At 59.1% G+C, this 13,883-nt stretch carries 11 protein-coding genes and 1 pseudogene; all 12 read right to left on the reverse strand.

Translation table 11 applies throughout. From position 1 onward, the window contains the following. Positions 1-26 precede the first annotated feature (26 nt). The gene (gene sleB, locus PM3016_RS24950) at positions 27-851 is read right to left on the reverse strand and encodes a spore cortex-lytic enzyme (RefSeq protein ID WP_014371399.1); all 825 of its coding nucleotides are present in this window, start codon (positions 849-851) and stop codon (positions 27-29) included. 124 nt (positions 852-975) lie between these two features. Further along, complete coding sequence (locus PM3016_RS24955) at positions 976-3,579, reverse strand: FtsK/SpoIIIE family DNA translocase (RefSeq protein ID WP_014371400.1); 2,604 nt, start codon at positions 3,577-3,579, stop codon at positions 976-978. A gap of 78 nt (positions 3,580-3,657) precedes the next feature. Then, the gene (locus PM3016_RS24960) at positions 3,658-3,888 is read right to left on the reverse strand and encodes a YlzJ-like family protein (RefSeq protein WP_013919429.1); all 231 of its coding nucleotides are present in this window, start codon (positions 3,886-3,888) and stop codon (positions 3,658-3,660) included. Further along, positions 3,885-4,631, reverse strand: coding sequence for a ClpP family protease (locus PM3016_RS24965; RefSeq protein ID WP_013919430.1), 747 nt, complete (start codon positions 4,629-4,631; stop codon positions 3,885-3,887). The genes PM3016_RS24960 and PM3016_RS24965 overlap by 4 nt, the downstream gene beginning before the upstream one ends. A gap of 163 nt (positions 4,632-4,794) precedes the next feature. After that, on the reverse strand, positions 4,795-6,471 hold the full coding sequence (locus PM3016_RS24970) for a ribonuclease J (protein WP_013919431.1): 1,677 nt from the start codon (positions 6,469-6,471) through the stop codon (positions 4,795-4,797). 257 nt (positions 6,472-6,728) lie between these two features. After that, on the reverse strand, positions 6,729-7,592 hold the full coding sequence (gene dapA, locus PM3016_RS24975; RefSeq protein WP_013919432.1) for a 4-hydroxy-tetrahydrodipicolinate synthase: 864 nt from the start codon (positions 7,590-7,592) through the stop codon (positions 6,729-6,731). A 328-nt stretch (positions 7,593-7,920) separates the two neighbouring features. After that, positions 7,921-9,138 carry an aspartate kinase gene (gene dapG, locus PM3016_RS24980; RefSeq protein WP_013919433.1) on the reverse strand — a complete coding sequence of 406 codons (1,218 nt, stop codon included), beginning with the start codon at positions 9,136-9,138 and terminating at the stop codon, positions 7,921-7,923. An 87-nt stretch (positions 9,139-9,225) separates the two neighbouring features. Then, complete coding sequence (locus PM3016_RS24985; RefSeq protein WP_014371401.1) at positions 9,226-10,266, reverse strand: aspartate-semialdehyde dehydrogenase; 1,041 nt, start codon at positions 10,264-10,266, stop codon at positions 9,226-9,228. 43 nt (positions 10,267-10,309) lie between these two features. Continuing rightward, complete coding sequence (locus PM3016_RS24990; RefSeq protein WP_013919435.1) at positions 10,310-10,903, reverse strand: dipicolinate synthase subunit B; 594 nt, start codon at positions 10,901-10,903, stop codon at positions 10,310-10,312. Next, the gene (gene dpsA / locus PM3016_RS24995; protein WP_013919436.1) at positions 10,900-11,799 is read right to left on the reverse strand and encodes a dipicolinate synthase subunit DpsA; all 900 of its coding nucleotides are present in this window, start codon (positions 11,797-11,799) and stop codon (positions 10,900-10,902) included. Before dpsA ends, PM3016_RS24990 begins: the two co-directional genes overlap by 4 nt. Positions 11,800-12,144: 345 nt before the next feature. Beyond that, positions 12,145-12,635, reverse strand: a pseudogene (gene dut, locus PM3016_RS25000) (dUTP diphosphatase). Next, a complete protein-coding gene (locus tag PM3016_RS25005; protein WP_013919439.1) occupies positions 12,592-13,842 on the reverse strand; it encodes a M16 family metallopeptidase in 1,251 nt (416 codons plus the stop codon). The pseudogene dut and the gene PM3016_RS25005 overlap by 44 nt, the downstream one beginning before the upstream one ends. Positions 13,843-13,883 lie beyond the last annotated feature (41 nt).

Raw genomic sequence — 13,883 nt, forward strand, 5'->3', positions numbered from 1 at the left:
TACGCCGGTTACTTCTACCCTAGTAGTTATTTACAGAAAATATGCTTGCCGATCGTCTTTACTTGAGGTCTCGTCCAGATCCACTTCGAGGTAGCTGTGACGGGATTGAAGTAGTAGATGCAGCCGCCCGTCGGATCGGAGCCGTTCAGCGCGTCCTGCACCGCTTTGCGCGACGTTTCGTTCGGTGTTAGCCAAATCTGGCCGTCCGCAACGGCCGTGAAGGCGCCGGGCTGGAATATAACCCCGGAGACGGTGTTCGGAAAGCTCGGGTTCTTGACACGGTTGAGAATGACGGCCGCAACCGCAATCTGGCCGATATAAGGCTCCCCGCGGGCTTCCCCGTGTACGGCATTGGCCATAATGTCCAGGTCCTGCTTGGACAGGCCGAGCCGTGTGGATTGCGTCATGCCGGCGGCCGTCGTTTTATATGTGCCGCCTCCGCCTCCGCCTCCGCTTCCTGCCGCTGCTCCTCCGCCTGCGGCAGCCTTGCCGCCCTTCACAACCCATGGCGGCAGGTCGGCCGCCGTCGGCTTCCAGTCCTTCGTGGCTTCATACAGCTTCAGCTTCGTCTTGCCGCCGGCGACGCCGTCGACCTTCAGCCCGAACTCGGACTGAAACCACTTGAGGGATTTGAGCGTGTTGTAGCCGAAATCGCCGTCCACTGCTCCTTTATAGAAACCGAGATGTTTGAGGCGGCCCTGCAGCTCGTAGACGTCTGCCGTGCCGGAAGTTCCATAGCGTATTTCATTGCCGCTGAAGGTCTGCTCCGCGCTGAACCGGTGTTTCACTTCAAACCCGGCGAACATCATGAGCACCAAGCCGACTGTAATGAAAACCAGACGTTTGTTCATCGCTTATACTCACCTTTCCCGTTCTCATAATGGCAGCCTGTCTGCTGGTTAGTATGAGAAGGGAAGCGCGCTTCTATTCAAATTGGAAACGGTGCATAAGCTTCACAAACATGGGGGAAACAGGCTAGGAGCTCATCCGCATAACCTGGTACTGCTCAAGCGACATGAGCACTTCCCTCGGCTTGCTGCCCTCGTACGGGCCGACGACCCCCCGGGCCTCCATCGTGTCGATGAGCCGCGCCGCGCGCGTATAGCCCACGCGCATCCGGCGCTGGAGCAGGGAGACGGACGCCTGCTTCGCTTCGAGAATAATCTGCACAGCCTGGTCGTAGAGCTCGTCCTCGTACTGGTCCCCGTCGTCCTGCTTCTCTTCGACCATGGGGACCATGTCCTCGACGTACTCCGCCTGTCCCTGCGTCCGAACATAGTTCACGACCGCTTCGACCTCCTGGTCGGAGAGGAACGCGCCCTGCACCCGCACCGGCTTGGAAGCGCCCATCGGCAGGTAGAGCATGTCCCCGCGGCCGAGCAGCTTCTCGGCGCCCGCAGAGTCCAGAATCGTACGCGAGTCGACCTGCGACGATACGCCGAAGGCAATCCGCGATGGAATATTGGCCTTGATGACGCCGGTAATGACGTCGACGGACGGGCGCTGGGTCGCGATGATGAGGTGGATTCCGGCCGCTCTGGCCATCTGGGCCAGCCGGCAGATCGCATCCTCGACATCATTGGCCGCGACCATCATCAGATCCGCGAGCTCGTCCACGATCACGACGATATAAGGCAGCGGCGCACCGGTCTGCGTCTCCAGGAGCATCGTATTGTAGCCCTCGATGTTCCGCGTGCCGCTCTTGGAGAACAGCTCATAGCGCTTCTCCATCTCGACGACGACCTTCTTCAGCGCCAGCGAAGCGCGCTTCGGATCGGTGACGACCGGTGCCAGCAGGTGCGGAATGCCGTTATACACATTGAGCTCGACCATCTTCGGGTCGATCATCAGGAACTTGACTTCGTCGGGCTTCGCCTTGTAGAGCACGCTGGTAATAATGCCGTTGATACACACGGATTTACCCGAGCCTGTGGCCCCGGCAACGAGCATATGCGGCATCCGGGCCAGGTTGCCCACAATCGGCTGGCCGGAGATATCCCGCCCGAAGGTAATCGACAGCTTGGAGGCCGCATCCTGGAAGGCGCTGCTCTCCATAACCTCGCGCATCGTGACGACCGATACTTCCGAATTCGGCACCTCGATGCCGATCGCGGACTTGCCCGGGATCGGCGCCTCCATCCGGATGTCCTTGGCCGCAAGCGCCAGGGCGATGTCGTCGGTCAGCGAGACGATCCGCGACACCTTTACCCCAACATCCGGCTGGATTTCGTAGCGGGTCACCGCCGGGCCCCGGACCACTTCGAGCACCTTGGCACGGACGCCGAAGCTCTCAAGCGTCGCTTCGAGCTTGCGGGCCACCGCCTTGTAGTCCAGCGACTCGGCCCCCTTGCCCGATGCCGGCTTCGAGAGAAGGTTTAGCGGAGGCAGCTCGTAAGGGATGGCCAGCGGCTTGTTCTTGATATCAAACTCCTCGCCGCCTCCCGCTCCCTCTTCCGCGGCTGCTGATGCCGCGCCCGGACCGGCGACCGAAGCGGATGCGGCCGCCGGCACGGATTCATCCGGCTTGACGACCGTCTCCTGCTTCACCTGCTCCTGGAAATCACGGATGACCGGAATGGCCGGATCATGGGTACGCGTGAGCGGAGCGGGGATGTCGTCCACATCCTCCGCAGGCGTCGTGAACGCCCCACGGCCCTCCGTCTCGGCGGAATAGACGCTGACGCCTTCTTCCTCTTCGTCATCCCATTCAGACGTCTTCGCCTTCTTCTGCTTCTCCTCATCGGACCGGCTGCCCTTGATGAGCTCCATGAAGACCGAGCGCTTGCCCGTCTTCTGCCGGACCTTGCGCTGCGGCTTCACGGTCTCTTCATCGAGCTCGTCCGGCAGTTCGTCCTCGTCCTCCGACTCGTAAGCGGCTGCCGCAGCCTCGGCGGCTTTGCGCTTCTTCTCCGCCGCGGCCGCAGCCTTCGCCGCCTGCTTCTGACGTTCCTGCAGCTTGCGCTGCAGATAACGGCCGAACAGCGTGTCCTTGAACGCTTTGCGTCCTCTCACCTTGTCCACGATGTCCGCGACGGACAGCCCCGTCACCATCATAAAGCCTGCGGCGAACAGCATATACTGGATCAGCCGGGCGCCGAGATTGCTGAAGAGCATGAAGAGCACGGAATACAGCGAGGCGCCGATCATGCCGCCGCCCACTTCATCCTGCAGAATCCGCTGCCCCTGCTCTGTCGGCTTCAGCCCCTGCTTCAAGCTGTACCACGTCTGCGACCAGATCTCACTCCCTGTAAAGTCCGCCTTCGGATACAGCTGGGCGAACACCGAGATATGGCTCATGAGCAGCAGGGACAGCAAGATGAGGGCGATCCCGTATTTGCGCGGGGTGCGCCATACCGGCCATTCCCGCTTCATCATCGCATAGAGGCCGGCATAGATGAAGACGAGCGGAATAACAAAATCCCAGGTTCCGATCAGAAAGCGGAACAAGTATGTAAGTGATCGGGCCACGGAGCCCTCTCGCGACAGTGCGATAATGGAGAGAGTCAGAATCGCGATCCCGTACAGTTCGAACTTCACATTTGTTTTGATTCCTTTGCCCTTTTTCCTTTTCTTGGACAAGGCCGCTCACCCCCGAGGAACCATTATACCATAACCTGGGGGCAAAACGGTAAAAGGACCAAAGTTCGGCGGAGCCGGTTATTCGGCTGCCGGTACCGGCTGGAACTCAATCAGGCGGCCCGGCGAAAACTGCGGATTGAGATAATCCTGGGGGTTGCCGCTAAGCAGACGGACGATCGTCGCCTGCTGGCCGTTCAGCGGCTGCACCTGCATCATCACGCCGTTCATGACAATCTCCACCGGAGCCTGGATCTCGCTCTCGATCCCCTCCATGACCGCTTCGATCGGAAGAATGGTATAGTGGCTCATTGCACCATACCCCCCGTACTGACCTTGCGGCGCTCCTCTATCAGGCCGCTCAGCTTGCGGATCGCATCGCCCACCCCGCCGATCTGGTCGATGAGTCCGTATTTGACCGCATCCGCGCCAATGACCGTCGTTCCGATATCGCGGGTCAGCTCTCCGGTTTTGAACATAAGTTCCTTGAACTTGCCTTCATCGACTCTGGAGTGACGGGTGACGAAGCGGATCACCCGCTCCTGCATTTTGTCGAGGTATTCGAAGGTCTGCGGCACCCCGATCACGAGGCCGTTCAGGCGGATCGGATGGATCGTCATCGTAGCGGTCTCGGCAATGATCGAATGGTTCGCCGATACGGCAATCGGCACCCCGATGCTGTGGCCCCCGCCGAGGACCAGCGTGACCGTCGGCTTGGAGAGCGTCGCGATCATCTCCGCGATGGCCAGGCCCGCTTCCACGTCACCGCCCACCGTATTCAGAATGATGAGCACGCCCTCGATCTTTGCGTTCTGTTCCGCTGCGACGAGCTGGGGAATCAGATGCTCGTACTTCGTTGTTTTGTTCTGCGGCGGAAGCACCATATGCCCTTCCACCTGCCCGATGATCGTCATGCAGAATATATTCGACTCTCCGCTCGGCGCTACCGTCTGTCCGAGCTGCTGGATCGTCTCGACCGTTGTTCCCTTCCGCACTTCTTCGCCCGGCGCGGCCGGCGGATTCTGCGGCGTTTGTTCCTGCTTGTTGTTGGACAAGATACGCACACTCCCCAGGGTTCTTATACAATCTCCTATAGTATGGGACAGGCGCCTGAAATTATGTAATGAAACGGCAAAAAGAGCTTTCACGCGCAGCAGCTCGCAAGCGCGGAAAGCTCTTCGGAATCTCATCAATGGGTTAAGTGACTAATGCCGACGCTCATACTTCCATAATAATCGGAAGGATCATCGGTCTTCTTCTGGTTTGTTCATAAAGGAATCGTCCGAGCGCATCCTTGACATGTGTCTTGAGCGACGCCCATTCATTGACATTTTCATTCATCAGCCGGTGCAGCGTCGATGTGACGATCCGGTTCGCCTCTTCAAGCAGCCCCTCCGACTCGCGGACATACACGAAGCCGCGGGAGATGATGTCAGGTCCCGACAGGATCGTGCCGTCCTGCTTGCTCAGCGTAACCACCACCACAAGGATGCCGTCCTGGGATAGCAGCTTGCGGTCGCGCAGAACGATGTTCCCTACGTCGCCGACGCCGAGGCCGTCGATGAGGATGTTGCCCGCCTGAACCTTGGAGCCCTTGCGTGCTACTCCATCCTGGATCTCGACCACATCGCCGTTATCGACAATAAAGATGTCCTCGCGCGACACGCCCACCGATTCGGCCAGGAGACCGTGCTGGCGGAGCATCCGGTATTCGCCGTGGACCGGGATGAAGTACTTCGGACGCATGATGTTCAGCATGAGCTTCAGCTCTTCCTGGGAGCCGTGGCCCGATACGTGGACTCCGGTGATCGAACCCGGGCCGTAGATCACATGCGCCCCGATCCGCATCAGCTCGTCCACCGTACGGCCCACATACCGCTCGTTGCCCGGAATCGGCGTAGCCGCGATGATCACGGTGTCGCCCGGCAGGATGTCCACCTTGCGGTGTGTGGAGCGGGCCATGCGTGTAAGCGCCGACATCGGTTCTCCCTGCGAGCCTGTGGAGAGTATCGCCACGCGGTCCGCCGCCAGCTTGTTCACTTCCTCCGGCTCAATCAGCATGCCTTCGGGAATGTGCAGATAACCGAGCTCGCTTGCGATCGTCACGACGTTGACCATGCTGCGGCCGATGACCGTCAGCTTCCGCTTGGTCGTTACGCAGGCATCGATGACCTGCTGAATCCGGTGGATGTTCGAGGCGAACGTGGCGATGATGACACGCTGCTTCGCCTTGCGGAACACCTCTTCAATCTCCGCTCCGACGCTGCGCTCCGAACCGGTATAGCCCGGGCGCTCGGCGTTCGTACTGTCGGACATCAGAGCCAGAACGCCCTTGTGTCCGATGGCCGCCATGCGGTGCAGATCCGCATACTGCTCGTTGACCGGAGTCTGGTCGAATTTGAAGTCTCCGGTATGGACTACGTTGCCCTCCGGCGTCTCCAGGCAGACCCCGACGGAATCCGGGATGCTGTGATTCGTTTTAAAGAACGTCGCCGTCATCGTGCCCAATTCCAGCTCGGAATCCGCCGTAATGACGATCCGCTTCGTCTCGCCCAGCAGGTTGGCTTCCTTCAGCTTGGTCTCGATCAGCCCCATCGTCAGCCTTGTCCCGTATACCGGCACGTTCAGGTGCTTGAGCACGTAAGGCAGACCGCCGATATGGTCTTCATGGCCGTGGGTGATGATGATGCCGCGGATCTTATCCCGGTTCTCCGTCAGGTACGAGATGTCCGGAATGACGATGTCAATGCCGAGCATGTCCTCCTCCGGGAACTTCAGACCGCAATCGATGACGACAATATCCTGATTGTATTGAACAACGTACATATTCTTACCAATTTCGCCCACGCCGCCCAGGGCAAAGATCGATAGTTTCTCCGTATTTTTCTTAGACAATGTTGATAAACCTCCTCCAATTAATTGACGACGATTTCATTATGAGCTGCAAACCATTAAATACCGCACCAGTCACTTGCAACCATTATACATGATAAAAAGTTCCATTTACAAGCGAAGCCCGGATCAGGGGGGTAACCCGTCCGATACCTGTTCACCTTAGCAGTTTTTCCCAGATGATAAGCGCTTACACGATTCTTTTAAAATAACCCGGTGCCGCAGGGGCACCGGGTTTTCCGGCCTGACGTAATGCCGCTTTATTCGAACAGGGAAGCGATGAATTTCCGTTCGGCCTCGTTGGCCTCCACCAGCGGCAGGCGTACGCCTCCGGCCGGCAGCCCTTTGAGCGACAGGGCAGCCTTCACCGGAGCCGGGCTCGGGAAGGTGAACAAGCCGCCGAAGACCGGCAGCAGCTGCCCGTGCAGCTTCGCCGCCTGCTTCACATCGCCGCCCAGGTAAGCTTCGATCATCTGCTTCATCTGCTTGCCCACGACATGGCTCGCTACGCTGACGATGCCGTGCGCCCCGACGGACAGGGCCGGCAGCCCCGCGCTGTCGTCTCCGGTGTAGACGAGGAAGCCTTCCGCCGCACCGCTGACGATCTGCGTCAGCTGATCCGTGCCCGTACAGTCCTTGGTAGCGACGATATTCGGGATCTGCGACAGGCGGATCGTGGTCTCCGCACTGATGTTCACGCTGGAGCGGGAAGGCACATTGTACAGGATGACCGGGATCGATACCGACTCGGCAATCGCCTTGAAGTGCTGGTACAAGCCTTCCTGCGAAGGCCGGTTGTAGTATGGCGCCACGAGGAGCAGGGCGTCTACGCCCAGCTTCTCCGCCGCCTGGGAGAGATGGATGCTGTGCGCCGTATCGTTGCTGCCCGTACCTGCGATGATCCGGCACCGGCCCTTCGCCCGCTTGACTGCGGCCTCGAAGAGCTGGAGCTTCTCCTCCTCGGTAAGGGTGGGCGACTCGCCCGTCGTTCCACAGATGACCAGGGAATCGCTTTCCTGCTCATCGATCAGATAATCGAATACCGTTTCAAAACCTTCCCAATCGATCTGGAGATCGCTGTTAAAGGGAGTGATCATCGCTGTAATCAGTCTGCCGAAATCCAAGAGTACTCCTCCTATCCTGCTGTCCGGAAGCCGCGAAGCGGCTCCGGCGGCTTCGCCCGAGCCCCACCCCCGTTCCTTCCGGAAGTGGTGCTCTGCGAGAATTTGTGATCTTCTGTATCCAAGCCCCTCTGCCGAAGTCAGGCTTCGCCTCTTCCTGCAGGTGCGTTTGACGACAGATGATGGCTGTCCAAGGGAGGCAGGTGTGATCAAACGTCAGCGCTTTATCTCTTTACCTGCTTGCAGTGCCTGTCTGCAGCAAAGAGCCTTCCCGGCATCCGGCAGGTTCTGGCAGGTCCGGGAAGCTCACCTTCCCGGACCGCCGCACCTCCTACCTGTGAAGCTCAAACTGCTTATGCAGCGCCCGCACCGCCTTGGCCATATCATGTTCTTCCACCAGCACCCAGATCGTCGTGTTCGAATCCGCCGACTGCAGGATGCTGATATCTTCTTTCGTCAGCGCTTCAACAATGTGCGCCATAATTCCCGGTACGCCGTTCATGCCCCCGCCAATGACGGACACCTTCGCGCAGTTCGGCGTGATCTGCGGCGACAGCCCCAGCTCTTCGAGCTTCTTCGCGGCTCGGTCCGCCTCATGGTCGAAGACCGTGTAGACGACACCCGAGGGATTCACGTTGATGAAATCGACGGAAATCCGCTCCTGCGCCATCGCCTTGAAGACGCTGAGCTGCAGGTCAAAGCTGCCCTCCTGCGGCGTCACCCGGATCTGGGAGACGCCCGCCACGTGGGCAATCCCGGTGACGAAGCGGTCGTGGACCGCTCCGGGACCTGACTTCAGCACGGAAGGATGGGTCACCAGCGTGCCCGGATCCTTGGAGAACGTCGAGCGGACCCGCACCGGGATGCCGGCATGCATCGCCACCTCGACGGCGCGGGGATGAATCACCTTCGCGCCGAGGTGTGCCATGTTGCAGATCTCGACATACGAAACGATAGGCAGCGGCTTGGCGTCCGCGACGATCCGCGGATCGGCCGTAAGAATGCCGCTGACATCCGTGAAGATATCCACCATCTCGGCATGAAGCGCAGCGCCGAGCGCCGTAGCCGACGTGTCGCTGCCCCCTCTGCCGAGCGTGGTGAAATCCCCTTCCTCCGTCTGTCCCTGGAACCCGGCGACGATAACGACCTTGCCCTCCTCGATCCCTTCGATAATACGGACAGGGTCAATCGAATGGATCTGCGCGTTTCCGAAGTCGGCGTTCGTGCGAATCCCCGCCTGTGCTCCCGTAAGAACGGTTGCCGGAATGCCATGCCCGTTCAGCAGGCTGCAGAGCGTTGCGGCCGAGATCAGCTCACCGCATACCAGCAGCATGTCTCGCTCCCGGGGAGGAAGCGCATTCCCGTTGGAGGCGGCCCACTCCAGCAGCGTATCCGTCGCATAGGGCTCACCCTTGCGACCCATCGCCGATACTACGACAACTGGTTTATAGTCCTGGTTCAATGCATCTTGAATGTGTTCGATTACATGTGCTCTGGCCTCGGCGGTGGACAAGGACGTGCCTCCAAACTTCTGCACCAAGATCTTCATGAAGATCCCACTCCTCTTCTCCACCTGTCGTGTAAAAAAGCAAAAGCCTGGCTTCCTGCGCGGTACAGGAAGCCGGCTGCCGCACGGTTACTTCTGCTGGACGGCGATGTACTCGGCGATCTGCACGGCGTTCCAGGCGGCACCCTTCAGCAGATTATCCGAGACGATCCACATGTTCAGCGCACGCGGATTGCTCAGGTCACGGCGGATGCGGCCCACGAAGGTCTCGTTCCTGCCGGCCGCCTCCGTTGCGAGCGGATACAGCTGCTCGGCCGGATTGTCTTCGAGTACGATGCCCGGAGCATCCGCGAGCAGACGCCTGACCTCCTCCACATCGAAGTCTTCCTTCAGTTCGACGTAGACGGACTCGGAGTGGCCGTATACTACGGGAATGCGAACGCAGGTAGCGGTCACTTCGAGAGCATCGTCACCCAAGATTTTTTTCGTTTCATTGATCATCTTCATCTCTTCGTAAGTAAAGCCGTTCTCCACGAACTTGTCGATCTGCGGGATGGCATTGAAGGCGATTCTGTGCTTCTTCGGCAGAGAGCCTACAGGCAGAATCTGCGGCTCCGGCTGCCTGCCCTCAAGCACCTCGCGGGACTGGCGGAGCATCTCGTCGATCGCGCTTGCCCCCGCTCCCGATACGGCCTGGTAGGTGGATACGATGATCCGGGAGATCCCGTACCGGTCATAGAGCGGCTTCAGCGCATGCACCATTTGAATCGTGGAGCAGTTCGGGTTGGCAATGATCCCCCGGTGATCGCTGATCCGGTCGATGTTGACCTCCGGCACGATCAGCGGGGTGTCCGGGTCCATACGGAAAGCACTCGTATTGTCCACGCAGACCGTGCCATGCTTGATGGCTTCCGGAACCAGGGCGCGGCTGACGTCGCCGCCTGCACTGAAGAGCGCGATATCCACGCCTTCGAAGCTCTCCGGTCTCGCTTCCTCGATTGTAATCTCACGGCCCTTGAACTCGATCTTTCTGCCGGCGGAACGCGCGGAAGAAAGCAGCTTCAATTCACGGATGGGGAAATCCCGTTCGGAGAGCAAGCGGATGATCTGCTGACCAACCGCTCCGGTGGCGCCCACTACTGCGACATCAAACAACTTCTGTTCCGACATCTGTATCTCTCCCCTGTCATGATGAAACGATGCAAGTGCAAGATCAATAGTTAAACCGTTCGATAATCATCGGCTGAAGCTGCTTGCCCGAGAGGGCGGCCTCGCAGGTTTCCATAATGAGATCCATTCGTGCCACGAGCGAATTCGGTTTGGCCGTCGGTGCATCCTGGCCGTATGGAACGAAATAAATGTTCTTGGTGATGAGCAGCTTGCCTACGTTCATTGCGTTCAGCCCTAATCCGTCGTTCGTAGAAATCGCCAGCACGAGAGGGCGCCCGTTGCGCATCTGCGCTTTGGCAGCCATCAGCACCGGGCTTTCGGTCATGGCATTGGCCAGCTTGCTTGTCGTGTTGCCCGTGCAAGGGGCGATGACCATGACATCGAGCAGTTTCGAAGGTCCGAGCGGTTCTGCTTCAACAATTGAAGAAATAATATCATTTCCTGTGATGTCTTTCAACTGTTTTAGCCAATTTTCCGATGTGCCGAATCGGGTATCCGTGGTCATAATCGTATTGGAAACAATCGGAATGACCTTGGCTCCGGCATCGACAAACCGCTGGATTTGAGGCATCACCTCTTCGAAGGTGCAGTGGGAACCCGTCAGCGCAAAACCGACCGTAATCTCTTTCCAATTCATTCTTCATTCCTCCTCGCTCTTGCCTCTTCCATGATGATGCGGGTAATCGTGTCGGCCATGATCCTCCCCGCCGTCTTGGGTGCCACAATGCCCGGAAGCCCCGGAGCGAGCATCGCCTTCACCCCGCGCTTTTCCGCGAAGCGGAAATCCGTCCCTCCCGGCCGGGAGGCCAGATCGATAATCAGGGCGCGGTGGGGCATCTGGGCGATCACCTGAGCCGTAATGATCGGTGCCGGGATCGTATTGAACACATAATCCACTTTCGACGCCTGCTGTTTCAGCTCTTCCGTATGGAACGGATTCAGCCCCATCTCGTAGGCCCTTGCAAAATATTCCGGTTTGTTCACGCCCACCTTGACACGGGCGCCCATCCCCTGCAGCGTGCGGGCCAGCGTAATGCCGGTGCGGCCGAAGCCGAGCACCATCGCGGTGGAGCCGTGGATCGTGATATCGGTATTCTGGATCGCCATCATGATGGCCCCTTCGGCCGTCGGAATGGAGTTGTAGATCGCCACATCATCCCGGTCGAACAGCTCGATGAGGCCGATACCGCTCTCCGCACAGAGCTCTCGTAAGTAAGGTTTGGCCATGCCTGTGAAGACCTTGGCATGCTTCGGCAGCGCCGCAATATGTTCCCGGGTCAATCGAAGTTCCGCGGATGAGAAAAGCGAGTCGATTCTTCCGCTGTCATCGGTTCCGACGGCCGGCAGAATCACCGCATCCATGCCCTCCAGCGCCTCCGTGGTGAACTCGGCCTTGGTGATGCCGCTGAAGGCGTTCTGCAGGTTGTCGAAGCCGATCAACAGAACCGTGGCATCCAGCTCGGAGCACTTGCTGATCACCTCGAGCTGGCGGGCATCTCCGCCGATCAGTGCCACTTGAATTCCGGTCAGCATCCATCCTCACCTCTTTCTTCTAATAAAATGACGACCGCATCCCGCTCTCCGGCCCATGCCAAGGCCGTGCCCCCGCAATGGACGCAGAAGCACCTCCCTGCCGTATGAAGCTCCCGGATCACACGGGATGGGCGGCACGATAGCACGGAAACCTCTCGGCCGCTTTCGATAAATCATCTTATGCCGGTGCCCACCGATGGGTTCCAATCCCGCGCGGCGCCGGCAAGAAGTGCGGCGGCAGGCCGTCATCTTAGGGATACAAAAAAAGCGCCCTCCGGGCAGCGGCAGAGCCGCATTCCGAAAAGACGCTTTGGTTCTCTATGCTGTTCGTTCGTGTACCGCCGCTTACCTGGTGCCCGTATGCCCGAAGCCGCCGGCACCGCGAACCGTCGCCCCCAGCTCTTCCACTTCCGCCAGGCGGACCTGCGGGACAAGCTGGAATACCATCTGCGCGATGCGTTCCCCCCGCTCAATGACGAAGGCCTCCTGCCCGTGATTGATGAGAAGCACCTTCACCTCGCCGCGGTAGTCGGCATCCACCGTGCCCGGCGAGTTCAGCGCCGTAATGCCGTGCTTGAAGGCAAGACCGCTGCGGGGGCGATCTGTGCTTCCAGCTCGGCCGGCATCGCCAGCGCCAACCCGGCCGGTACGAGCGCCCGCTGCCCGGGATCGAGCGTTAGCGGCTCTTCAACCGCCGCATACAGATCGAAGCCGCTGGCCAGCTCCGACATCTTCTGCGGCAGCGGAAGCCCTTCGCTGTTCGGCAGACGCTTGATCTCTACAACAAAGCTGTCAGACAAGGATATCCCTCCTGAAGCCCTGGATCGCGGTATCATTCTGTCCTACCATCGCCACAGCGAAAGGACTGGACAGCATGCTGCCGATGAGACCCGTGATATGCTCCATCTCCACCGCTTCCACCCGCTCGATCATCTCGTCGAGGCTGTAGTGGCGGCCGAGCATCAGTTCGTTCTTGCCGAGTCGGTTCATGCGTGCGGAGGTGCTCTCGAGGCTGAGAATCAGGCTGCCCTTCATCTGCTCCTTGCCCTTGCGCAGCTCGGCCTCGGAGAGTCCCTTCTCCTTCAGATCGGACATCATCTCGAGGGTGACCTTCAGCACTTCATCCGTCTGCTTCGGCGCCGTTCCCGTATAGATCGTGAACAGACCGCCGTCCTGGTAGGACGTATGGTACGAGTAGACGGAGTAAGCCAGGCCCCGCTTCTCGCGGATCTCCTGGAACAGGCGCGAGCTCATGCCGCCGCCGATCGCGTTGTTGAGGAGCACCATCGCATAGAGCCGCTCATCCTTCGCCGACAGGCCAGGAAGCGAGAGACAGATGTGGTTCTGCTCGGTCTTTTTCTTGTGGTACTGCAGGTTGCTGTGGAACGAGAGCGGCTGCTCTTCACTCGGCGTTCCTTGGGCCGCGAACGCACCGAAGTGCTTCTCCATCAGAGCGATGACATCGTCGTTGACGTTGCCCGCGATGCTGATGACCGTATTGCCGATCGTATAGTGGGAATTCATGTAATCCCGCAGCGTGCCGGAATCCATGGCCGCCAGATTCTGCTGCGTCCCGATGATCGTGTAGCCGAGCGAATGGTCCTCGAAGGCCGCCTTGGCGATGAGATCATGCACCATATCGTCGGGGGTGTCTTCGTACATGGAGATTTCCTCGTAGATGACGTTCTTCTCCTTGGCCAGTTCCGCCGGGTCGAGCACCGAGTTGAAGAACATGTCGGAGAGCACATCCACGGCCAGCGGGAGATGCTCGTCAAGCACCTTGCAGTAGTAGCAGGTGTATTCCTTGGAAGTAAAGGCGTTCACATTGCCGCCGATGCCGTCGAAGATCTCGGCGATGTCTTTGGCGCTGTATTTATCCGTGCCCTTGAAGAGCATATGTTCGATGAAATGCGAGATCCCGTTTTGGCTTTGGCTCTCGTGGCGCGATCCGGTTTTGACCCAGATGCCGAAGGCAACGGAACGGGTGGTGGGAATCTTCTCCACAACGACCCGGAGCCCGTTATTCAATGTATATTTGTCCAAGCAGGATGCCTCCTCAGCAAGCTATGTAGTATAAGATCATG

The sequence above is a fragment of the Paenibacillus mucilaginosus 3016 genome (assembly GCF_000250655.1).
Lineage (GTDB): Bacteria > Bacillota > Bacilli > Paenibacillales > NBRC-103111 > Paenibacillus_G > Paenibacillus_G mucilaginosus.